The 23,070-nt window shown below is 59.2% G+C and carries 19 protein-coding genes; 6 read left to right on the forward strand and 13 right to left on the reverse strand.

What is annotated here, in order from left to right:
• Positions 1-3: 3 nt before the first annotated feature.
• The 3 genes from MWU54_RS17125 to MWU54_RS17135 are packed head-to-tail and all read right to left on the reverse strand — an operon-like array spanning position 4 to position 3,289.
• Positions 4-1,236 carry an MFS transporter gene (locus tag MWU54_RS17125; RefSeq protein WP_247086198.1) on the reverse strand — a complete coding sequence of 411 codons (1,233 nt, stop codon included), beginning with the start codon at positions 1,234-1,236 and terminating at the stop codon, positions 4-6.
• Positions 1,236-1,991, reverse strand: coding sequence for a DUF1365 domain-containing protein (locus MWU54_RS17130; RefSeq protein ID WP_247086200.1), 756 nt, complete (start codon positions 1,989-1,991; stop codon positions 1,236-1,238). The genes MWU54_RS17125 and MWU54_RS17130 overlap by 1 nt, the downstream gene beginning before the upstream one ends.
• A complete protein-coding gene (locus MWU54_RS17135; protein ID WP_247086202.1) occupies positions 1,991-3,289 on the reverse strand; it encodes an FAD-dependent oxidoreductase in 1,299 nt (432 codons plus the stop codon). The genes MWU54_RS17130 and MWU54_RS17135 overlap by 1 nt, the downstream gene beginning before the upstream one ends.
• A 232-nt stretch (positions 3,290-3,521) precedes the next feature.
• Between MWU54_RS17135 and MWU54_RS17140 the strand changes: the two genes are divergently transcribed.
• Genes MWU54_RS17140 through MWU54_RS17150 form a run of 3 tightly spaced genes read left to right on the forward strand, consistent with a single transcriptional unit; the run spans position 3,522 to position 4,966 of the window.
• Positions 3,522-4,061 carry a sigma-70 family RNA polymerase sigma factor gene (locus MWU54_RS17140; protein ID WP_247086204.1) on the forward strand — a complete coding sequence of 180 codons (540 nt, stop codon included), beginning with the start codon at positions 3,522-3,524 and terminating at the stop codon, positions 4,059-4,061.
• Positions 4,061-4,723 carry a ChrR family anti-sigma-E factor gene (locus tag MWU54_RS17145; RefSeq protein WP_281496162.1) on the forward strand — a complete coding sequence of 221 codons (663 nt, stop codon included), beginning with the start codon at positions 4,061-4,063 and terminating at the stop codon, positions 4,721-4,723. Before MWU54_RS17140 ends, MWU54_RS17145 begins: the two co-directional genes overlap by 1 nt.
• A gap of 36 nt (positions 4,724-4,759) precedes the next feature.
• Positions 4,760-4,966 carry a hypothetical protein gene (locus MWU54_RS17150; RefSeq protein ID WP_247086208.1) on the forward strand — a complete coding sequence of 69 codons (207 nt, stop codon included), beginning with the start codon at positions 4,760-4,762 and terminating at the stop codon, positions 4,964-4,966.
• Positions 4,967-5,068: 102 nt separating this feature from the next.
• On the opposite strand, the gene lpdA is transcribed toward MWU54_RS17150, so the two are convergent.
• The 6 genes from lpdA to MWU54_RS17185 all read right to left on the reverse strand — a co-directional run bounded on the left by lpdA (position 5,069) and on the right by MWU54_RS17185 (position 15,890).
• Positions 5,069-6,808 (reverse strand): dihydrolipoyl dehydrogenase, encoded by a 1,740-nt coding sequence (lpdA, locus tag MWU54_RS17155; protein ID WP_247086210.1) that lies wholly within the window; start codon positions 6,806-6,808, stop codon positions 5,069-5,071.
• 12 nt (positions 6,809-6,820) lie between these two features.
• Complete coding sequence (aceF, locus tag MWU54_RS17160; RefSeq protein WP_247086212.1) at positions 6,821-8,086, reverse strand: dihydrolipoyllysine-residue acetyltransferase; 1,266 nt, start codon at positions 8,084-8,086, stop codon at positions 6,821-6,823.
• 22 nt (positions 8,087-8,108) lie between these two features.
• On the reverse strand, positions 8,109-10,769 hold the full coding sequence (aceE, locus tag MWU54_RS17165; RefSeq protein WP_247086214.1) for a pyruvate dehydrogenase (acetyl-transferring), homodimeric type: 2,661 nt from the start codon (positions 10,767-10,769) through the stop codon (positions 8,109-8,111).
• Between the two features lie 181 nt (positions 10,770-10,950).
• The gene (gene dld / locus MWU54_RS17170; RefSeq protein WP_247086216.1) at positions 10,951-12,633 is read right to left on the reverse strand and encodes a D-lactate dehydrogenase; all 1,683 of its coding nucleotides are present in this window, start codon (positions 12,631-12,633) and stop codon (positions 10,951-10,953) included.
• A gap of 21 nt (positions 12,634-12,654) precedes the next feature.
• Positions 12,655-14,721, reverse strand: coding sequence for a TRAP transporter large permease subunit (locus tag MWU54_RS17175; RefSeq protein ID WP_348647675.1), 2,067 nt, complete (start codon positions 14,719-14,721; stop codon positions 12,655-12,657).
• A gap of 116 nt (positions 14,722-14,837) precedes the next feature.
• On the reverse strand, positions 14,838-15,890 hold the full coding sequence (locus MWU54_RS17185; protein ID WP_247086218.1) for a TRAP transporter substrate-binding protein: 1,053 nt from the start codon (positions 15,888-15,890) through the stop codon (positions 14,838-14,840).
• 317 nt (positions 15,891-16,207) lie between these two features.
• Here MWU54_RS17185 and MWU54_RS17190 point away from each other — a divergent pair, with 317 nt between their 5' ends.
• Both MWU54_RS17190 and MWU54_RS17195 read left to right on the forward strand, forming a co-directional pair.
• The gene (locus MWU54_RS17190; protein WP_247086220.1) at positions 16,208-16,996 is read left to right on the forward strand and encodes a FadR/GntR family transcriptional regulator; all 789 of its coding nucleotides are present in this window, start codon (positions 16,208-16,210) and stop codon (positions 16,994-16,996) included.
• 52 nt (positions 16,997-17,048) lie between these two features.
• Positions 17,049-17,765, forward strand: a complete 717-nt coding sequence (locus tag MWU54_RS17195) for an NYN domain-containing protein (protein WP_247086222.1) — start codon at positions 17,049-17,051, stop codon at positions 17,763-17,765.
• A gap of 51 nt (positions 17,766-17,816) precedes the next feature.
• On the opposite strand, the gene MWU54_RS17200 is transcribed toward MWU54_RS17195, so the two are convergent.
• Together MWU54_RS17200 and MWU54_RS17205 are read right to left on the reverse strand one after the other, a co-directional pair.
• Positions 17,817-18,605 carry an exodeoxyribonuclease III gene (locus MWU54_RS17200; RefSeq protein ID WP_247086224.1) on the reverse strand — a complete coding sequence of 263 codons (789 nt, stop codon included), beginning with the start codon at positions 18,603-18,605 and terminating at the stop codon, positions 17,817-17,819.
• Positions 18,606-18,747: 142 nt separating this feature from the next.
• Complete coding sequence (locus tag MWU54_RS17205; protein WP_247086225.1) at positions 18,748-19,653, reverse strand: LysR family transcriptional regulator; 906 nt, start codon at positions 19,651-19,653, stop codon at positions 18,748-18,750.
• A 211-nt stretch (positions 19,654-19,864) separates the two neighbouring features.
• Between MWU54_RS17205 and MWU54_RS17210 the strand changes: the two genes are divergently transcribed.
• Entirely contained in the window at positions 19,865-20,308 is a 444-nt protein-coding gene (locus MWU54_RS17210; protein ID WP_247086227.1) for a DUF4399 domain-containing protein, read from the forward strand.
• A gap of 43 nt (positions 20,309-20,351) precedes the next feature.
• On the opposite strand, the gene MWU54_RS17215 is transcribed toward MWU54_RS17210, so the two are convergent.
• Positions 20,352-20,912 (reverse strand): type 1 glutamine amidotransferase domain-containing protein, encoded by a 561-nt coding sequence (locus tag MWU54_RS17215; protein WP_247086229.1) that lies wholly within the window; start codon positions 20,910-20,912, stop codon positions 20,352-20,354.
• A gap of 89 nt (positions 20,913-21,001) precedes the next feature.
• On the reverse strand, positions 21,002-23,029 hold the full coding sequence (locus tag MWU54_RS17220; RefSeq protein ID WP_247086231.1) for an NADPH-dependent 2,4-dienoyl-CoA reductase: 2,028 nt from the start codon (positions 23,027-23,029) through the stop codon (positions 21,002-21,004).
• Positions 23,030-23,070: the final 41 nt, after the last annotated feature.

Raw genomic sequence — 23,070 nt, forward strand, 5'->3', positions numbered from 1 at the left:
ACGTCATTCCTTCCCAATAGGCGTGGCGACCAGAAGGCCGATCGCCACCAGTTTCAAAGCGCAGGGCACCCCTGCGTAGAGTAGTGTCAGTGTTCGTAAAGCGGTTTCCGAATTGTCTGGTCCCGAGACAAAACCGCTGGCTTCCAGGATCGGAAGTAGGGCGATGGCCGCAAAGGCCAATGTGAACTTGGAGACAAAGCCCCAAAGCGCGAACCCTTCGGCCGCGCTGGGCGCGACTGTCTCCATCCGCTTGGCAAAGATGGCGGGCAACAACGTCAGATCTGCGCCCACCGCCGCACCGGACGCAAGACAGATGATGGCGAACAGAACCGTATCACCGGTGCCCAGCATCATCGCAAAGCTGAACGCGATGATGGCCAAAACCATCGCCGCAAGCAGCGTGCGCTTGGCCCCGATCCGTTCAGCCAGCGCGCTCCACATCGGAGCGGCTGCGGCCGCCGCAACGAAGAACAACAGCAGCAACGGCCCTTCCCACCCCGGCGCGTCCAGACGGCTTTCGACGAAGAACAAAAACAGCGTTGAACTGACGGCGACCGGGGCCGCGTTGACCAATGCAATCAGCAGCAACCGCCGCGAGATCTTGTCTTGCAGCACAACCCCGAACCCGGCAGAGGGCTCAATCGTGCTGCCGCGCCACTCCACGTGCATCGCGACACCCGCAACAACGCAGGCCAGCGCGAAAACCAGTGCGTAAGACACGAATTCGGGCCAGGCCAGCGCAAGGAAAATTGACGGCATCACCGATGCCACGCAAACACCCAAAAGCGCGCCGGTTTCGCGCCAGCGGGCCAGCCGCAGATACCCGGTCTCACCACCAAGAGCATCCGCCTTTTGCACACCGCGCGCATAGAAGTTGATGGTCAGAAAGCTGAACGCCGAAAACACCAGCGTCAGCATCACCGCAAACCACAAAACCGGATTGGTGGGTGGCGTCACGGCAAAAAGCCCGATCATGGCAAGCCCCATCACCGCAAGTGTCACCGCAATCGCCATCCACTGAAAACGGCGCACCGCCACGGCCAATTTGCCCAGCAACGGGTCCTGCACCACGTCGATCAGGCGCAGGACGAACAGGACCGTGCCCAGCGCGGCAAGGCTCACGCCGTATTCATCCACATAAAATTTCGGCGCATGAATATAGATCGGCAAACCCGCCGCTGCGAGCACAGCCGCAAAGAGGGCATACCCCCCAAGGTTTTGCCGAACGGCAGCCATCAGCGGCTGACTTCTTCCAAAGGTGGTTCCGGACGTGTCCGGTATTTCGACCCCTTCCACCACAGCTTGAGCGCCTGCCAGTGGATCAGCGCCAGAACCCGGCGCGACCCCAGCGGGCGGCGAATCAGAGACCAGAGGATCGACCCATTGCTGATCGTCCTGCGCGGCCCTGTGAGTGTCGCGATCAACCCGCCTGCTCCTTGGGTGTAATCGATCCAGATCCCGATCTTGTCGGGGCGGATGTCAAAGCGAAACTCGTACCCCCCTTCAACCGGCTGGAACGGGGACACGTAAAAGATCTTTGTCGCCTGCAACCGGTCGGTCGATGCAATCGGCGATCCATCCGGCTTGTGACACAAGTAGGAATGGCGGTCACCAAAGGTGTTTGTCACCTCTGCAATCACCGCAATCAGGTGACCCGCGTCGTCATGGGCCAACCAAAAGGACACCGGATTAAAGACATGTCCCAGCACCCGTGGCTGGGCAAGCAGCATTAACGCACCGCTGGCGCGCACCTGATGCGCTTCCAGCACGGCGCGGGCCCATCTGGCCCCCGTACCTTCGCCCGGCGCGCCCCCATGATCGCTGTCATGCAGACTGGAGACGTTGCCACCATTGCGGGAAAACAGCCACGGCGTCTTCAGCTTGGCTTCGGCATCCAGCATCACGTAATCAATGGAGTACCGAAATGCGTTGTCGATACCGCCTTTGCGCCCGTGATAGGTGTGGCCGATGATATGATCGACGCCGGTCATTATTCCGCCGCCACGGCAACTGCGCTGCGGGCGCGGATCGCGTCGACAACATCGACCGCGCTCGACAATCCGTCTTCGTGAAAGCCGTTCTTCATCCATGCGCCACAGAACCACGTGCGGTTCGTGCCGTTCATGTCCCGCATGGTGTGCTGGGCATCCAGCGCCTCAAGGTCATAGACCGGATGGCGCAATGTGCATTCGTCGTAGATCAGGTCTTCCCGGATCGGACGCGCGGTGTTCAGCGTCACGAAATGCGGATCGCTCTCCGGGATCGGTTGCAGGCTGTTCATCCAGTAGGTGAGATCAATGGTATTCATCTCTTTCCTGGCGCTCTCGGTGTAGTTCCACGATGACCAGCACTTCCGCCGCTTTGGCATAATTGAAGCGTCCGCGTGCAGCACAACCCGGTTGGGTTGGTACTTGATGGCCCCCAGTGCTTTTTTCTCCAACGGCGACGCATCCGACAGCAGCCGCAGGCTGTCATCCGAGTGGGTGGCAAAAACCACTTCGTCAAACCGCTCCCACTCGCCGCCTTGCGCCTTGACCTCGGCCCCAAAGCCGTCGCGCCGAACCCCATCAATCGGGGCCCCCAGCCGCAGCACGGCACCCCGCGCTCTCAAGGATGTTTCCAACCGGCGCACATATTCAATCGACCCACCCTGGACCGTGTACCACTGGTGTTGCCCCGTATAGGACAAAAGCGCGTGGTTCTCCATGAACTGCACCAGCGCGTGCGCCGGAAAGTCCATGACCTTGTCTGTCGGCGTCGACCAGATCGCGCCGGTAAATGGCAGAAGATAGTAATCCCGAAACCAGTCACCGGTGCCCAGCTCGTCCAGAAACGCCCCAAGGCTCAGGCTCCGGTCACGCGTCGCATCCAGCGCATGTTTGTTGAATTTCACGATGTCCCGCAACATGCGCAGGAACTTCGGGTTCAGCGCATTGCGCTTCTGCGCAAACAAGGACCCCAGCGTTGCCAGCGCATATTCGAACCGCCCGTCGTCAAAACTGGCCGCAAAGCTCATGTTGCTTGTCGTGACAGGCACGTCCAGCGCTTTGAACAATGCGGCCAGGTGCGGATAGTTGGCATAGTTGAAGACGATAAACCCGGTATCCACCGGCTGATCCCCGTTTTTCCCCGCCATAATCGTCCGCGCATGCCCGCCCAGCCGTGGCTCGGCTTCGAACAAGGTGACGTGATGGTCTTCGGACAGCATATGTGCGGCCCCCAATCCCGATATCCCTGCGCCGATGACGGCAATTTTCTTGGGTGCGCTGGCGCGGGCTTCAAAAGGCATAGTGGTCTCGCTCTTCTAGGTGTCTAGTTTGGTTTACGGCATGACCGGGCAATCGGATGCAAAAAGAAAAAACTATTTCTGTGATCCAAACCCGGTGTGGCGGCGTATCCCTTGTATGATTTCGGCGGACGCCCTTCTTTCGGACTGCGACCCGACGCCTGTTGCCAACGGGCTGAAGATGCGCGACTCCAAAGACGACACAAGGGCTGGAAGCAGAATTTTGAACGACGGAATGCATAACGACGTTGCGTTGTGGGTCGATGATATGTGCCGGATCCGGGATAACCGGGACGAAGGCGCGTTCATCAAGGTGTTTCAACACTTTGGCCCCCGCGTAAAAGCGTTCCTGATGAAAACGGGAATGGATGCCGCACTGGCAGAAGAGTGCGCGCAGGAAGTGCTCGTGACGGTTTGGAACAAGGCGCATCTCTACGATGCGTCACGGGCAAGTCCATCAACATGGATTTTCACCATTGCCCGGAACAAGAAAATCGACGTTCTGCGCAAGCAGAGACGTCCGGAACCCGAAGACCTGCCATGGGGGCCCGAAGCGGAACCCGATCAGGAAGATGTCCTTGGGCTCCAACAGGAGAGTGCGCAATTGGGTCGCGCGTTACGCGACCTGCCAGAGAAACAAAGGGAATTGATCGAAAAAGCCTATTTCGGAGACCTGTCGCACAGCGAAATCGCAGAGCAAACCGGCCTCCCTTTGGGAACGATCAAATCCCGCATCCGATTGGCGCTGGAACGACTGCGTCATTCGCTGAAGTGATGAACGATATGACTGTAAAACATCATCTGACAGACGACCTGTTGATGGCATATTCTGCTGGCGATCTGCCGGAAGCCGTGAACCTGATCGTCGCGACACACATCTCGTTATGTGATGAATGCCGGGCCTCGCTTGATGCCTATGACGCGGTTGGGGGCGCCGTGCTTGATACGTGCGACACAGCCATGTTGTCGCCGGGCAGTCTGGACGCGGTGCTGAACATGATCCACGCGCAGGACAGCGCTGTGACGGATCGTCCGACACCGGCCTCAAGAAATGACAGCATTCTGCCAGCGCCGCTGGCAGATTACGTGGCCGGTGGCTTGGAGAACGTCAAATGGCGTCCCGTTGGCATGGGTGTAAAGCAAGCCGTTCTACCCACATCTTCCGAGGCCAGTGCGCGGCTGCTTTACATCCCTGCGGGAACTGCAATCCCCGACCACGGCCATACCGGCATCGAACTGACGCTGGTTCTGAAAGGGGCGTTCCAGGACGATGACGGATATTTCGCCCGCGGCGATATCGAGATCGCGAGCGAGGATGTGCATCACACCCCGGTCGCCGACATTTCGGAAGACTGCATCTGCCTCGCCGTGACGGACGCGCCTTTGAAATTCAAAGGTTTGGTCCCGCGCATTGCACAACCGTTTCTTGGCATATAACAAAAGGCCCTCGCACATGCGGGGGCTTTTTTCGCTATGACACCCAAACCGATCCTGAAACTTGCACTTGGCTTCACCGTGCTCGCCATTCTCTGCGGCACACTTGAAGCGATGTTCTTTGGCGGGCGGGTGAGTGACGACGGTGTGGTTCAGGAAAGCTTGTTCCTGCCGCTCGCTTTTATCTTTGCAGCGATGGCCGTGACGTCCGTGGTCTTTGCCGTGCTGCGCGTCTTCCTGAAATAAGGCGTCCAGAGCTTCTCTGTTTCAGAAATACCTTCGGGGGGTTTGGGGGGCCGACAGCCCCCCAACTCATTTTTTAAAGCGTCCCGAAGGGACACTCTCAGATCACGCTTTTCGCTTCTTCGGCGGCATCAGGTCAGTGATCGTGCCTTCGAACATCTCGGCGGCGAAGTTCACCGTTTCCGAAAGCGTCGGGTGCGGGTGGATCGTGTGACCAAGGTCCGTCGCATCCGCGCCCATCTCAATGGCCAGCGCCACTTCCGAGATCAGATCGCCCGCGTTGGTGCCAACGATGCACGCGCCGATGACCCGTTCATCTTCGGGATCAAAGAGCAGCTTGGTGATGCCCTCATTGCGCCCGTTTGACAGGGACCGGCCGGAGGCCGCCCAGGGGAAGACACCTTTCTCGTACTTGATGCCGTCTGCTTTGGCCTGCGTTTCGGTCACGCCGCACCATGCCACTTCCGGGTCGGTGTAAGCGACCGACGGGATCAGTTGCGCGTCGAAGAAGCGTTTGTGACCCGCACAAACCTCTGCAGCGACCTTGCCTTCGTGCACAGCCTTGTGCGCCAGCATCGGCTGGCCCACCACGTCACCAATCGCAAAGATATGCGGCACACCTGTGCGTTGCTGGTTGTCCACGGCGATAAACCCACGATCATCCACCGCCACACCGGCCTTTTCGGCATCAATCAGCTTGCCATTCGGCTTGCGCCCAACAGCGACCAGCACCTTGTCAAAGGTTTCATCGAACGTGTCGCCCTTGGCATCCTCGAACGTGACCTTGAGACCCTTCTTCTGCGCCTCAACCGCCGTGACCTTGGTCTTGAGCCAGATGTTCTCGTACCGACCTTCGATGCGTTTGTGCAGGGGTTTGACGATGTCCTTGTCCGCCCCCGGCATCAGCTGATCCATGAATTCAACGACCGAGATCTTCGATCCCAAGGCGTCGTACACACAGGCCATTTCCAGACCGATGATGCCACCGCCAAGGATGAGCATCTTCTTCGGAATGTCGCGCAGTTCCAGCGCACCCGTGCTGTCGATCACCCGCTCGTCGTCATGCGGTATGAAGGGCAGTTGCACCGGCTCGGAACCGGCGGCGATGATGCACTGGTCAAAGCTGACCTTGGTGATGCCATCGTCGGTCTGCACCTCGATCATGTTCGGGCCAGTGAAGCGGCCATAGCCCTGCACGGTCGTCACTTTGCGGCCCTTGGCCAGACCACCCAGACCGCCGGTCAACTGACCGATGACGCTGTTCTTGAAGTCGCGGAGTTCATCAAGGTCGATCTTTGGCTTGCCAAAGCTGACCCCGTGGCTGCCCATTTCCTCGGCCTCGGTGATCACCTTGGCCACATGAAGCAGCGCCTTGGACGGGATACAACCCACGTTCAGGCAGACACCGCCCAGATCGGGATACTTCTCGATCAGAACGGTCTTCTTGCCCAAATCCGCCGCCCGGAACGCTGCCGTATAGCCGCCGGGTCCAGATCCCAGAACGACGACTTCGGCATGGATGTCGCCTTGGCCGGTGGCTGTGCCCGTCGCGGCAACAGCCGTCGGCGCAGCGGGAGCCGCCTCTTTTGGTGCCTCGGCAGGCGCATCACCCGCATCCGCGCCTTCCAGAACCATGATGACCGTGCCTTCCGACACCTTGTCGCCTTCGCCGACCTTGATCTCTTTGATCACACCTGCGGCGGGCGATGGGACTTCCATCGTGGCCTTGTCGGATTCCAGTTCCAGCAACGGGTCCTCTTCGGCCACCGTGTCGCCCACGCTGACCAGAACCGAGACGACGGGAACGTCCGTGAAATCCCCGATATCGGGTACTTTAATGTCCATCAGATCGCCCCCTTACCACATCAACTTGCGCATATCGCCAAGCAGCGTCTTGAGCGTCACGCAGAACCGCGCGGCCAAGGCGCCGTCGACGGCACGGTGATCGTAGGACAGCGACAGGGGCTGCATCAGGCGCGGTACAAACTCTTCGCCGTTCCAGACCGGGGCCATCTTGGACCGTGTGAGGCCCAGAATGGCCACCTCGGGCGCATTCACGATGGGCGTAAAGCTGGTCCCGCCAATGCCGCCCAGCGACGAGATCGTGAAGGTCGCGCCCTGCATGTCCTTGGACTTCAGGTTGCCTTCACGGGCAGCCTTGGACAGCTCCATCAGCTCTTTCGAGATGTCGACCAGACCTTTGCGGTCGGCGTCCTTGATCACAGGGACCATCAGACCGTTCGGCGTGTCCGCCGCGAAACCGATGTTGTAGAAGTCCTTTTTGATCAGCTTGTCGCCATCCGGGTGGATTGAGGAGTTGAACTCCCAATGCTCTTTCAACGCAGACACCGACGCCTTGATGACAAAGGACAGCAGGGTCACGCGATAGCCATTTTCCTTGGCCATCGTGTCCATTTCCTTACGGTACTTGTCGAGCTCGGTAATATCCGCCTCGTCGTTGTGTGTGACATGCGGGATGTTGAGCCAGGAGCGGTGCAGCGCGGGACCAGAGATTTTCTTGATCCGGGGCATTTCGATCTCTTCGATCGGCCCGAACTTGGAGAAATCGACCGCCGGGATGGGCGGGATGCCCATGCCGCCAGACACGGCACCACCGGCTGCGGCCGCAGGAACGGTCGCCGCTTTCAGAGCCTTTTCCACGTCTTCGCGCAGGATACGGCCCTTGCGGCCCGATCCGTTGACGGTGGCCAGATCAACCTCAACCCGGCGCGCATAGGCCCGCACAGAGGGGGAGGCGTGGACCTTGCCGAACCCGGCATCTGTCTTGGCCGGGGCAGGTGCGGGGGCCGGAGCCGCCGCTGGGGCTGCTGCTGGTGCGGCTGCCGGGGCTTCGGCCTTGGGCGCTTCGGCCGGGGCTGCTGCCGCGCCGTCGCCTTCGACAATCAGGATCACAGAGCCTTCGGACACCTTGTCGCCTTCGGCAACCTTGATCTCTTTCACCACACCCGCAGCGGAGGATGGGACTTCCATCGTCGCCTTGTCGGATTCCAGTTCAACAATCGGGTCTTCTTCGGCAATCGTGTCACCCACGCTGACCAGAACGGTCACAACCGGGACATTGTCAAAATCGCCAATGTCGGGAACTTTTACTTCAGTCGTCATAGTCTTGTTCTCCTCCCCGGCCTTACACGAGACGCGGGTTCGGCTTGTCGCCGTCGATGTCGTATTTCTTGAGAGCGGTCTTGAGGTCTTTCTCGGTCACGGCACCCTCTTGGTAGAGGTCCACCATGGCCGCCGCCGCGATGTGGTTCGCGTCGACCTCGAAGAACCGGCGCAGGTTCACACGGCTGTCAGACCGCCCATAACCGTCGGTACCCAGAACTGTGAAGCGGCCCGGCACAAAGGCACGGATCTGTTCAGCATAGTTCTTCATGTAGTCGGTCGCGGCGATGATCGGGCCTTTGGCCTGCTCAAGCTGCTGCGTGACATAAGGCACTTTTGGATCGCTGAGCGGGTTCAGGCGGTTGTGACGGACACAATCCTGACCATCGCGGGCCAATTCGTTCAGCGACGTGGCCGACCAGATGTCGGACGTGACACCAAAATCTTCCTTCAGCATTTCCGCCGCCTTCATCGCCTGAACAAGGATTGTGCCGGAGCCCAGAAGGTTCACATGCTTCTTGCCCGGTTTTGCGGTTTTCGAGAAACGATAGAGACCTTTGATGATTCCTTCTTCCGCGCCCATCGGCATCTCGGGATGTTGGTAGTTCTCGTTCATCAGGGTCAGATAGAAATAGACGTCTTCCTGATCTGCAAACATCCGCTGCAAGCCGTTCTGCACGATGACCGCGACTTCATAGCTGAAGGTCGGGTCGTAGCTGATGCAGTTCGGGATGGTGCTGGCAAGGATATGGCTGTGCCCATCTTCGTGCTGCAGGCCTTCACCATTCAACGTGGTCCGCCCGGCAGTCCCGCCCAGCATGAACCCACGTGCGCGGCTGTCGCCTGCGGCCCAAGCCAGATCGCCGATCCGCTGGAAGCCGAACATCGAATAGTAGATGAAGAACGGGATCATCGGCACGCCGTGGTTCGAATACGACGTCGCCGCCGCAATCCAATCCGCCATCGCGCCCGCTTCGTTGATGCCTTCCTGAAGCACCTGACCGGATTCCGACTCCTTGTAGTAGGACATCTGATCGCGGTCTTGCGGCGTGTATTGCTGACCCATCGGGTTGTAGATCCCAACCGACCGGAACAATCCTTCCATCCCGAAGGTGCGGCTTTCGTCGGGCACAATCGGAACCACGTTCTTGCCGATCTGCTTGTCGCGCAGCAGCGTCGTCAGGATGCGGACAAAGGCCATCGTGGTCGAAATTTCACGGTCGCCTGTGCTTTCAAGCTGTCCCTTGAACTTGTCGAGCGCCGGAATGTCGAGCTTTGGCGCATCACGCCAGTCGCGTTTGGGAAACTCACCGCCCAATTCCTTGCGCCGATCCGCCAGATAGGCCTTCTGCGCATTGTTCAGGCTGACAAACGGGATGTCCTTGTCCAGCTCTTCGTCGGTGACAGGAATCTGGAACCGATCCCGCATCGCTTTAAGCTGATCGAGCTGCATTTTCTTCTGCTGGTGGGTCGTGTTCTGACCTTCGCCAGCGGTGCCCATGCCGTAGCCTTTGACCGTCTTGATCAACAGGCACGTCGGGCTGCCTTTGGCCTGCGTTGCTCGCAGGAAGGCGTTGTACACCTTCTTGGGGTCATGCCCGCCCCGGCGCAGCGCCCAGATCTGATCGTCGGTCCAGTCTTCGACCAATGCCGCTGTTTCCGGGTATTTGCCGAAGAAATGCTCGCGGATATACGCGCCGTCTTTGGATTTGAACGTCTGGTAATCGCCATCGACGGTTTCATCCATCAACTGCCGCAGCTTGCCCGAGGTATCCCGTTCCAGCAGCTCGTCCCAGCCTTTGCCCCAAAGCAGCTTGATCACGTCCCAACCGGCACCGCGGAAGTCACCTTCAAGCTCTTGCACGATCTTGCCATTGCCGCGTACCGGGCCGTCAAGACGCTGCAAGTTGCAGTTCACAACAAAGATCAGGTTGTCGAGCCCCTCGCGCTTGGCAAGGTCAATGGCGCCCCGGCTTTCCGGTTCGTCCATTTCGCCGTCACCAAGGAAGCACCAGACCTTGCGATCGGCGGCATCAATCAGGCCCCGGTTGTGCATGTATTTCATGAACCGCGCCTGGTAGATCGCCATGAGCGGACCCAGCCCCATCGACACGGTCGGGAACTGCCAGTAATCCGGCATCAGCCACGGGTGCGGGTAAGAACTCAGACCACCGCCATCAACTTCTGACCGGAACGCTTCAAGCTGTTCGGTGCTGATGCGGCCTTCCATGAACGAGCGCGCGTAGATGCCCGGGATCACGTGGCCCTGAAAGAACACCAGATCACCACCGTGGATCGCGGATTTCGACCGCCAGAAGTGGTTGAGCCCAATGTCATAAAGCGCCGCTGACGAAGCGAAGGACGCGATATGCCCGCCATATTCGCTGCTGACCTTGTTGCGCTTCACAACAGTCGCCATCGCGTTCCAGCGGTTGATGGTGCGGATGCGCCATTCCATTTCCGTATCGCCGGGGATGTCTACTTCGTCATCCGGGTCAATCGTGTTCTGGTACGGCGTGGTCGCCGAAAACGGCAGCTTTGCACCATTGGCGCGCGCCTGTTGCACCGCCTTGTCGAGCAGGTAATGCGCACGATCCGCGCCATCCCGAAGGATCACGTCTTCAATCGCGTCTTGCCATTCCTGGGATTCGACCGGGTCAATATCGTTCGGGCTGTCTTTCATAATCCCTCTTCCCTTGGTCAGGCCCTAAAGGCCCATAGTTTATCGCTGAACCAGTTGCGAAACGCTTGGCTCATCTGAATGAACGCCGTTTAGCACGCCGGGTTCCCTCGCGGCAGTGGCGCGGCGGCATACCGCCCATGCGCACGGCGCATGACAAATTGGTTTAATGCTAAACAATCATTCACGCGTAGTGCTTGCAACGCGACATCTTGCCAATACCGGGGTTGAACGAATTGGTCGGATCAATGGATTTGTAGAAATCCGCCAGGTCCGGCTTGGCCTTATAGATATGCCCCACGTTGTGTTCCGCAGGGTATTCCGCGCCGCGCTGGTCCAGCAGATCAAGCATGTCCGCCTTCAACGCCGCCACATCCACCCCCTTCTTCACGATGTAATCCTGATGAAGAACGTGGCAGAAAAAGTGCCCGTAATAAAGCTTGTACACCAGCTTGTCCGAAATATGCGCCGGCAGGTCTTCAAGCCACGCGCGTTCATTCCGCTTCAATGCGATATCGAGCGCAAGGATATCCTCAACCTCACCCTGATGGATGTTCTGATACCGAATCGCAGCCCCTGCGGCGGCAAAGCGGTTCAAACCGGCAATCTTGCCTTCGCGCGGCGTGCATTCGAAATAGTCGCCGTCACGCTCCGCAAAAAACGCCTTGAGGAACGACCGCGCCTCGGCAACACCGCCATCCCGCATCTTCAGGATCAGGTGATGCTCGTACCGATCCCGATATTCCGTCAGGCGCTTGGGCAGAACCTTGGGCATGACGCTGGCGAACAACTGCATGAACTTGTCCGTGAACCCACGCGTCAGCTTGAACTTGTTCAACCGCGCATCCACCGCGCCCTTCATGGCAAAGAACATGGGCAGTTTGTCCGTTCCCAGCCAGTCGATCATCAGCACCGTATCTTTGCCGTACTTTTCGGAGATGTCGAAAATCTCGCGCTGCATGTACTCGCCGGAAACCGGTAGGCTGTCGAACGCGGTCAGGATATGCCGCCGCAGATCGGTCAGAACATGGGGGTCATTGGTCCCGATATAAAAGGTCTGCTCATCAGTATTGATCGGATAGGTGTCCAGCCGCACCGCGAATACCGCCAGTTTCCCGGCACATCCCGCAGCCTCGTAAAGCCGCCGCTTATCCGCATTGAACCGCGCGGGGCTGTCGGCATCCACGTCGCGCACGCGGCGATGATATTCGGTGTCCGACGCGCGCTTGTTGGTCGGCTCCAGATCGGCGTCTGTAAACGTGCCATTCTGAACGCGGGTCAGGATCTCCTCTGGGCTGTCACCCAGAGCAATCCCAAGATGATTGACCAATTCAAGCTGACCGTCCTCGGTGATCCGCGCGAACAATGACAACTCGGTATAGCTCGGTCCCCGCTCAATCAGCGCCCCGCCGGAATTGTTGCACACGCCGCCAATGATTGACGCGCCGATGCAGGACGACCCAATCACCGAATGCGGCTGGCGACCAAGCGGTTTCAGCAGCTTTTCCAGAGCAAACAGCGTCGCCCCCGGAAGGCTGACCACCTGCTCCCCGCCCTTCACCGTATGGATCGCATCCATGCGGCGGGTGTTGATCAGGACCACATCGCGATCATAGCTGCCCTTGGGCGTTGACCCTTCGGTCAGCCCGGTATTGGCAGCTTGCATGATGACGATCTTGTCCGCCGCCACGCAGGCCTTGAGCACGTTCCACTGTTCCAGAACGGTTGCGGGTTGGACCACGGCAAGCGCATCCCCCTCACCCGAGCGGAACCCTTTGCGGAACCGCTCGGTCTGTTTGTCGCCGGTCAGGACATGTTTCGCCCCAACAGCCTCGCGCAATTCACGTAGAAGGTCGTCGTCCGTCATCGGTCTTCTCCTTCCTTAGGCTTAGTACGCGACTGACGGCAGCCAGGTCGCAAGCCATGGCATGAAGAATACCAATGCAAGCCCGGTCAACTGCAACAGGACAAATGGCACCACCCCACGATAGATGTGGCTCAGCTTGATCTGAGGAGGGCACACGCCTTTGAGGTAGAAGAGCGCAAAGCCAACCGGCGGCGTCAGGAACGAGGTTTGCAACGTCACCGCGACAAGGATCACGAACCAGACCAACGCGGCCTCATCCACCACCCCGAAACCGGGGATATCCAGACCCAGCGCATTCACAATCGGACGCATCAGGGGCAGCACGATCAGCGTGATCTCGATCCAGTCAAGGACAAAACCCAGCAGGAACACCAGCGCAAGGATCATCAGGACCGTGCCATTCGGACCCAGACCTGCACCCAGAATGATGTCTTCGATCAACTGGTCGCCACCAAGTTCGCGCAGAACATAGCTGAACACGGTCGCGCCCAGGAAGATGGCAAAGATGTACGCCGTGGTGTTGAAGGTCGACTTCAGCACATTGATCAGCTTGGTCATCGTCAACTTGCGATATCCCAATGCCAAGGCCGTCGCCCCCAATGCGCCAACGCCAGAGGCCTCGGTCGGGGTACAGATACCTGCAAAGATCGACCCAAGCACTGCAAGGATCAGACCAAGCGTCGGCAACACCGCCTTGAGCACATCCAGAACCGCGTTCCAATCCGGGCGCACAGCACCTTCGGGTGTTGGGGCCACGTCAGGTTTGATGGCCGAGATGATGAAGATGTAGGTCAGGTACAGAAACCCGATCAGAACACCCGGCAACATCGCCGCCATGAACAGATCACCCACAGACAGGGCCATCTGGTCGGCCATGATCACCAACATGATCGACGGCGGGATCAGAATGCCAAGCGTACCAGACGCCGCAACCACACCTGTGCCAAGCATTGGCGAATACTTCTGCTCCATCATTGTGGGCAGCGCCAAAACGCCCAGCAGAACAACAGACGCGCCGATGATGCCGGTGGATGCAGCAAGGATGATGCCGATCATGGTGACCGTGATCGCCAGACCGCCACGCGTTTTGCCAAACAGCTTCTGCATTGAATTCATCAGACGTTCGGCCACACCGGATTCGTCCAGCATCAGCCCCATGAAGATAAACATCGGCAGGGCGACCAGAACCGCGTTCGACATCGTCGCGTAGACCCGGTTCACCACTGCGCCTAGGGCAAGGTAATCCAGACCAACCAGCGTTTCCTCAAGCCCGGTCCAGTTCATCATGCCGTTGTCGAACATGTAGGCCAGACCACAATAGGCCACGCCCGTCCCGGCCAGCGTCCACGCCACCGGGAACCCGGTGAAGAGCAGCGCGATAAAGGTCAGGAACATCGCGATGACCAGCTTTTCCTCGGTCGTATGCACAAGGAAGGTCAGCGCGGTGGCCACAACCGCAAACCCAACAAGCGCCCAAAGGATCAGGCGCAGGTCCTTGCCCTGCCGCTCTTCCGCGCCTGCCGTTGCCAAGGCATGCACATCATGGATCAGACGGGCCAATGCGGCGAGCGACAGCAGAACAAAGGAAATCGGGATGATCGCCTTGAACGCCCAGCGCGCAGGCAGCCCGGTCGGCGAAGCAGAGCGTTCATCGACGCGCCACGACTCATAGAAGTAATCCCACCCCTGATCGACCATCAGATACAGGAAGGGTGCGACCAGCGTCAGGATGCCCAGCACTTCGATAATCCGCTGCGCACGGCGGCTGAGTTGCAAATGCAGGATATCAACCCGCACGTGGCTGTCCGTGACCAAGGCGTAAGAGATGCCGATCATCGTCACGAGGCCATAAAAGTGCCACTGCAACTCGTCCAGCTTGGGATAGTTTTCGTTCAGCAGGTAGCGGAACAGCACCTGCGCGACGATGGCCGCGATCAGAAAGACGTTGGCCCACATCACGACGTGGCCGACGCCTTTAACGAATTTATCAATCCCGACCGCAACCGCCTGAGTGTCCTTGTCCTCGTGTTCAAGGATCTGCTCATAGGTTTCAATCGGGTCTTCTATGGCTTGGATTGTCTCTGACATCACGGTGCCTCCTGTCCCTCGTCGGGCGAAATGGCCCGGCGTCTACCAACCGAAAAAAGTGAAAAACGAATAAAGGGGGCGGCGACCCATCGCGGGATCGCCGCCGCTACGCAAATTTACTTGCGCGGGAGGAAAGCGTTCTCTTTCCACATGGAATAGCCGTCCCGGAATTCGGTCATGTCGGCCAGAACCTTGGCGAAGAATGCGTCATTTGCCGCTTCTTCTTCGGCAACCGCATCCCAGGTCGCTTCGAATGTCGCCAGCATTTCTTCAGACCACTGCTTCATCTCAACACCGTTGTTTTCAACGTTGTCGATCAGTGCCGCGTGCTGGATCGCTTCACCTTCGGCAAAGCTGTCGGCCATGGAGGCTTTGCAGGCGTTGGTGATGATCGCCTGATGCTGCTCGGAGGCTTCGTTCCAGACGTCTTTGTTGATCATCAGCTCGAACACGGTCGCCTGCTGGTGCCAGCCGGGGAAGTAGTTGTACTTGACCAGTTTGTGGAACCCAAGGCGCGCATCAATGGCGGGCATGGAGAATTCGGTCGCGTCAATCGCGCCTTTTTCCAGCGCCGGGAAGATCTCACCACCCGGCAGGAGCGATGTTGCAACACCCAGCTTTTGCATGACTTTGCCGCCCAGACCGAAGAACCGCATCTTCAGACCTTCAAGGTCTGCCGGTGTGTTGATCTCTTTCGCGAACCAACCGGACGTCTCGGGCGCGATGATCGCACATGGCATGACATGGACGTTGAACCCCGCCTGATCGTACATCTCCTGGTACAGGTTCATGCCGTTGCCATAGTAGAGCCACGCCATGTATTCGCCCGCTTCGGGGCCAAATGGCACCGCCGAAAACAGCGGGGCCGCCGGGATTTTGCCAGCCCAGTACCCGGCTGTTGTGTAGCCCGAGTTGATCTTGCCCGTGGAGACTGCATCCAGAATTTCGAACGGCGGGACCAGTTTGCCCGGCTCATACACCTTCATGCGCAGCGTGCCGCCGGACATCAGGTCCAACTGTTCAGCCACGCGCGGGATCGGAGAGCCAAGCCCCGGAAGCGCTGTCGAGAACGCGATGGGGGTCTTGAGCAGCAGCTTGTCAGCCGCCTGCGCCGCAGGGGCTGTCAGAACAGCGGCGGCCACGGCCAGGCTTGTGAGTACGTTTTTCATATTTCCTCCTCAGGGTCGTCCGGCGGGGCCGGGAAAAACACCGGGCTCCAATCCCGGGATGAGTTGGTTCATATTATTTACCACTTGAGCAAATCAACGATTTTGTGACCACTCGGCCTGCGATCGCATCAAAATCAGGGAATTGCCGAACAGCGCTGAACAGAATTCCGCACAGTATGTTTTCCGCCAAATAATTGTTTTACATATGATTTAAGGACAACGCAGATAGTCTGCGTGCGCATAGCTGCGACATTTACGTTGCATTCACAAAAGGAGCACTTAATTTACCACTAAGCACTGCAGACATTGGGAGCGACATGCCGGATTCAGTGAAAAACCTGTTTGGTCCAGTGGGCCACGAATCGGTTGCCGACACAATCATCCATCATATCGAGGAACTGATCGTGTCCGGTGTGCTCAAGGACGGCACGCGTCTTCCGTCAGAACGGGCGCTCGCGGAAGAGATGAAAGTGTCCCGCCCCAAGGTGCGCGAGGCGCTGAAGCGGCTGGAGGACGACGGCCTGATCATCGTGCGCCACGGCGAAGGCAATTTCGTGGCCCCGCTGATTGGCTCTGCCATGTCACCCGCGCTGGTCAATCTGTATGCTCGGCATGTCACCGCTTTCGAGGATTACCTCGAATTTCGCCGAGAACAGGAAAGCTTTGCCGCGATGCTGGCCGCCGAACGCGCCACCACCGAGGACCGCGAGGCGCTTGCCGACCTCGTCAACCAGCTGGAAGCCGCGCACGAGGCCGAAGATGCAGACGCCTCCCGCGATGCCGATGTCCGCTTTCACGCCACCATCGTGGATGCCAGCCACAATTCGCTGATGGTGCACACCATGGCCGCGATCTACCAGTTGATGGCCCGCAACGTGTTCTACAACCGCGACTTCCTGCGCGCGATCGACGGCACCGGTGACATGCTCTTGCAACAGCACAAGGACATCGCCAACGCAATCATTGCAGGCCAGTCCGAAAAAGCCTCTGACGCCGCAGCCGACCACATCGACTTCGTCGCCCGCAGCTTCCGCGTCGGCCGCGCGCAAGACCGGCGCGAAACCGTCTCACGGCGCAGAAAAGCGCTTTTGGACATGCGGACGTGATCTAGCCAGCAGGCGTCAAAGTTTTGCCAAACTGCTGCGCAAATCTGCACAGATGACACAGCACGCAACATTCCAAGACACGTCCAAACGCGTCGCCGTTTTTGTGGACGGCGACAATCTGAACGCCGATTGGGCGGAAACCATTCTTGTACATGCCAAGAAATTCGGGCGTATCGACACGTCACGCGTCTATACAAATTACGACCATGCGCCCAACTGGAAGGATACCACCGGCTTTCGACATGTCAGTTCCGGTTGCGGCAAGAATGCGACCGATATCATGCTGTGTATTGACGCAATAACCCTAGCCCTGACCGAAAGCACCAATACCGTCGTTATTGGCACGTCAGATCAGGATTTCAGACATCTCGCCCACTCTTTGAAAGAACGCGGCATTATGGTTGTCGGCATTGGAACAACAGTCGCGCCGCCCGCATTCCGAGACGCCTGCCACATCTTCAGGGAGCTGATATCGCCCTTATCTTCTGACACGTCTTGCGAGGCGCAAGGTCAACGCCCCTCAAGCAAGTTCGACCGTAATGTCTGCCATATTATTGCACAACATGCACCATCGCCACATGGGTTGCCGCTTACAGCGTTAAACCCTCTCATGACAAGGCAGTTCAATACACGCATCTCAGACCAGCCAGACAAGCAATGGCGCACGTATCTGGAGCGGCGCAACGACCTCTATGCGCTTGATCCGAGAGGGCCCAACGCAAAGGTGCGCCTGACCAAGACGGCCCGCGCCGCCTTAGTGAAAACCTGACACCAAACGCGTCGACGCGTTTGGTGCGCTCCGTCGACGGAGCGCCCGCGGCTAAAGATCAAATGTCGCAAACACCGGCGCGTGGTCGCTGGGCTTTTCCCAGCCACGCGCGTGTCGCAAAACCCGGCTTGAATGCGCAGCGTTCGAAATATCCGGCGTGGCCCAGACATGGTCCAGCCGACGGCCCTTATCCGCCGCATCCCAATCCCGCGCGCGGTACGACCACCACGAATACAGCATCCCCTCGGGAATATCCTTGCGGGTCACATCCACCCAGCCCCCGGCGTCCTGCGTCTCGGCCAGATGCTCGACCTCGACCGGCGTGTGGCTGACCACCTTGAGCAGTTGCTTGTGTGACCAGACATCATCCTCGCGCGGTGCGATGTTCAAATCGCCGACCAAGACGGCTTTCTCAGGTCGTTCAGCCTTAAACCAGTCTCGCATGTCCGTCAGGTAATCAAGCTTCTGACCGAATTTCTCGTTCACCTCCCGGTCCGGCACATCGCCCCCGGCAGGCACATAGAAATTATGGATCGTCACCCCGTTCTCCAACCGCCCCGCCACGTGCCGCGCATGGCCCAGACCGGCAAAATCCTGATCCCCCACGTCTTCGATGGGCAGCTTCGACAGGATCGCAACGCCGTTATACCCCTTTTGCCCGCGCGCGATCATGTGACCATAGCCCAGCGCTGCAAATTGTTCCGTGGGGATTTTCTCAACCGGGCTTTTGCACTCCTGCAGACACAGCACATCCGGCGCTTCTTCGGACAGCAGCTTCGCCACCAAGCCTTCGCGCAGGCGGACGGAATTGATGTTCCAGGTGGCAAGGGTAAACGGCATGGCAACACTCCGGGTCAAACACCGGCAGACACTGCCCCCGCCAGCCTGTCACCGCAACCCGGAATCCGGCACAAAAAAACGCCCCGGGAGGGAGGAGCCCCGGGGCGTAAGGATGTCTGCGAACAGACGAGGGAAGATGTCATTACCAGTCGCGCGGACCCTTGTCGCCAAACTGGTGAACGAGGAAATCAATAAACGCGCGCACCTTTGGCTGCGTGAACCGACCCGGCGGGTAAACGGCATAGATGCCTTGCGTGTCGACCGGCAGATCCGGGATCGCGTCTTCGACGAGCCCTTTCTCCATCGCCTCGGCGTACAGGAATGACGGCAGATAGGCGATGCCCAGCCCCGCCACACAGGCGTTCAACAGGGATTGCCCGTCATTCACCGACAACCAGCCCGCGGTGCGCACCTGGCGCTTTTCGCCGGACGGGGCGGTCACTTTCCAGACATTGCCGCTCGACTGGTTCGAATAGTGCAGCAACTTGTGTTCATTCAGATCGTCAATCCGGCGCGGACGCCCGTATTCCTTGAAATATCCCGGCGACGCGATCATCCGCTTTGTTGTCTCGGTCAATTTGCGCGCGCGCAGGGTGCTGTCTTCCAGCTCTCCAATACGCACAGCCATGTCGAAGCCTTCGGAAATCAACTCAACATAACGGTTGTTCAGAACCATGTTCACCGTGATGTCCGGGAAATCCGTCAGGAACTCTCCCAGCACCGGGGACAAATGGTTCACCCCGAAATCCGTGGCCACAGAGATGCGCAACAGGCCGGATGGCGCAGATTGCATCGAGGTGACAAGCGCATCCGCCTCCCCCGCATCGTTCAGAACACGGCGCGCACGGTCGTAATAGGCGAGACCAATCTCGGTCGGGCTCACCCGTCGCGTGGTGCGGTTCAGCAACCGCGCACCAAGGCGCGCCTCAAGGCTGGACACGTGTTTTGACACGGCAGATTTGGAAATCCCCATTTTCTTCGCCGCGTCAGTGAAGCCACCCTGATCCACAACCGTGGCAAAGGCCTCCATTTCGGTAAGACGGTCCATGCGTATTCCTCGTTATTTGTTGAGGACGGTATGTCGTCTAAATCGGGCGCGACTTGGGCGCTGCGCAGACAATATCTGGGTTTTCTTGGGCAGTGTCGTGCAATCGGAAACAGCACGAGGCACCTCATATGACATTTGGCCTTTGGTGTTTTTCGCCTATCTTGACGTGGGGGGAGGCGCGAAATGCCTCCCCCGCTCAGGGAGGAAAGCCATGAAACACATCATCCTTGGCGCGGCCTTGGCGCTTGCCACCGCCGTGCCCTCATTCGCCAGCGACACGGCCGCCCCCGACGGGGCAGAGCTTTACATCATCAATCTCGAAGACGGTGCCAGCGTTGCATCGCCGGTTCTGGTGAAATTCGGCCTGCGCGGCATGGGCGTTGCCCCCGCCGGCGTTGAAAAGGACCATACCGGCCATCACCACATCTACCTCAACCGCCCCCCGTTCGGAGAGGCCGAAGGCGATGCCGAGATCGCGGCCAACGGCATCCCCAGCGATGACAACCATATCCACTTCGGCGGTGGTCAGACCGAGGTCTCGCTGGATCTCGACCCGGGGGAACACACGATCCAGCTTGTGCTGGGCGATCATTTCCACGTGCCGCACAGCCCGCCGGTGGTCAGTGACCGCATCACCATCACCGTGACCGAATAAAAAAAGCCGGGCGCGTGGCCCGGCTTCTCCGTTTTGGAAGGCGTCACGCAGCTTTGCGCTGGTGTTTGCCCTCTTCGATCTCTTCCACGATCTTGCTGACAAACGCCTTGAGATCCTCGGGCTGGCGGCTGGTGACAATCGCCTGATCCGCCACCACGTCGCTGTCCTGCCAGGATGCGCCTGCATTGATCACATCCGTTTTGATCGAATGATAAGACGTCGCGTTACGCCCCTTCAGGATACCGGCCTCCACCAGCACCCACGGTGCATGACATACGGCGGCAATGGTTTTGCCCTGATTGTGGAAGGTCTTCACCAGATCAAGCACAGACTGATCGGTGCGCAGGATGTCGGGGTTGATTTGCCCGCCCGGAATCACCAGCGCATCATAATCATCCGCCGAGACATCCGCGATCTTGGCATCCGCGTCGGCCATCCGGCCCCAATCATCGCCGTTCCAGCCTTTCACGGCCTCTCCGTCCAGCGTTGCAACATGTACCGTCGCGCCCTTGGCGCGCAGTTGGTCACGTGGAAATTCCAGTTCGGACTGTTCGAACCCGTGGGTCGAGATGATCAGGACTTTGGCATTATCGATATTCGGCATGGTTGGCCTCCTATACGTTCTGGACCGTTGAGCCGCGCCGCATGCGCTGCTCTTCGGGTCACTAACGCAACAGGCCCGCCTGCGTTCCGTTACAATTCCGCCGCCAGCCGAGTGCCCTGATCAATCGCCCGCTTGGCGTCCAGTTCGGCCGCCACATCCGCACCGCCGATAACGTGACAGGGCACGCCCTTCGCCTCCAGTGCATCTGCGAGGGATCGGTCGGACACCTGGCCCGCGCACAAGACAACCGTATCGCAGGCAATCACCTCCGGTCGCTCGCGCCCTTCACCGTAAGAGATGTGCAAGCCGTCGGCGTCGATCCGTTCGTAATTCACGCCGCCCTTCATCTGCACGTCTTTCATCATCAGGCTCATGCGATGGATCCAGCCGGTCGTCTTGCCCAGCCGCTTGCCCGGCTTTTCGGCCTTGCGCTGCAACAACGTGACCTGCCGTGCAGGCGGCGTCGGTTGCGGACCGTCCGGCGACAGGCCAGACCGCTGGTCCGCAGGATCGGTGATCCCCCATTCGGTCATCCACTCCGGCAGATTCTCGGTCGGGCTTTCGCCCTCGTGGACAAGGTACTCCGACACGTCGAACCCGATGCCACCCGCGCCAACCACGGCAACCTTTTCCCCAACGGACGCCTTGCCGCGCAGCACATCGATATAGCCCAGAACGTTGTCGCCATCCTGCCCCGGTATCCCCGGATCTCGCGGGATCACACCCGTGGCGATGACCACCTCGTCGAACCCGTCCAGATCGTCCGCTGTCACCTCTTTGCCCAGCGCGACGGTCACACCCGTCTCAGCCAGCATCGTGCGATACCAATCGACAAGACCCCAGAACTCTTCTTTCCCCGGCACCTGTTTCGCCATATTGAGCTGCCCGCCGATCTCGTCCGCGCGGTCAAATAGCGTGACGTGATGCCCCCGCTCTGCCGCGGTGATGGCCGTGGACAGGCCCGCTGGCCCGGCCCCAACCACCGCAACGCGCTTGGCATTGTCGGTTTGTTCAGTTTTCAACTCGGTCTCGAAACAGGCTTTGGGGTTCACGAGACAGGAACTGATCTTCATCTGAAACGTGTGGTCCAGACAGGCCTGATTGCACGCGATGCAGGGCGCGATCTGCGCCGCCTTGCCCGCCATCGCTTTCGCAACGAAATGCGGGTCGGCCAGGAACGGCCGCGCCATCGACACCATGTCGGCACAGCCCTCGGCCAGCACCTGCTCGGCCACCTCGGGCGTATTGATCCGGTTCGAGGTGATGATCGGAATCCCCACCTTGCCCATGAGCTTCTTGGTCACCCACGCAAACGCCGCGCGCGGCACGGATGTGGCAATCGTCGGGATGCGCGCCTCATGCCAGCCGATGCCGGTGTTAATAATCGTGGCCCCTGCCCCCTCAATCGCCTGCGCCAGTTGGACCACCTCGTCATGGGTCGATCCGTTCGGCACAAGGTCAATCATCGAAAGGCGGTAGATGACGATGAACTCCGGACCCACCGCCTCGCGGACGCGGCGCACGATCTCTACGGGCAGACGCATCCGGTTCTCGTACGCTCCACCCCAGCGATCCGTACGTTTGTTGGTATGGGTGACAAGGAACTGGTTGATGAAGTACCCCTCGGACCCCATCACCTCGACCCCGTCATACCCCGCCTCTTGCGCGCGTTTCGCGGCGGTCACCATGTCGCTGATCTGCTTTTCGATGCCGTCCTCATCCAGCTCTTTCGGCGGGAACGGAGAGATCGGCGATTTGATCGGCGACGGCCCGACGCATTCCTTGCCATAGGCATAGCGCCCCGCATGCAGGATCTGCATCGCGATCTTGCCGTCCGCGTCATGCACCCGGTCCGTCACGATCCGGTGGTTCGCGATGTCCTGATCCGTAAACAACCCCGACGCACCCGGAAACACCCCGCCTTCGCGGTTCGGGGCCATGCCGCCCGTCACCATCAGCGCCACACCCCCGCGCGCGCGGGTTGCGTAGAACTCGGCCACGCGGTTCCAGTCGCCGGTTTCTTCGAGGTTCGTGTGCATCGACCCCATCAGCACGCGGTTTTTCAGCGTCGTGAACCCAAGGTCCAACGGGGCAAGCATGTTTGGATAGCTGGTCATGGCGGTCTCCCTTTGGGCGTTGGTGCCACGCAGCAAGTTGA

It is taken from the genome of Marivita sp. S6314 (genome assembly GCF_023015985.1).
Taxonomy (GTDB): Bacteria; Pseudomonadota; Alphaproteobacteria; order Rhodobacterales; family Rhodobacteraceae; genus Marivita.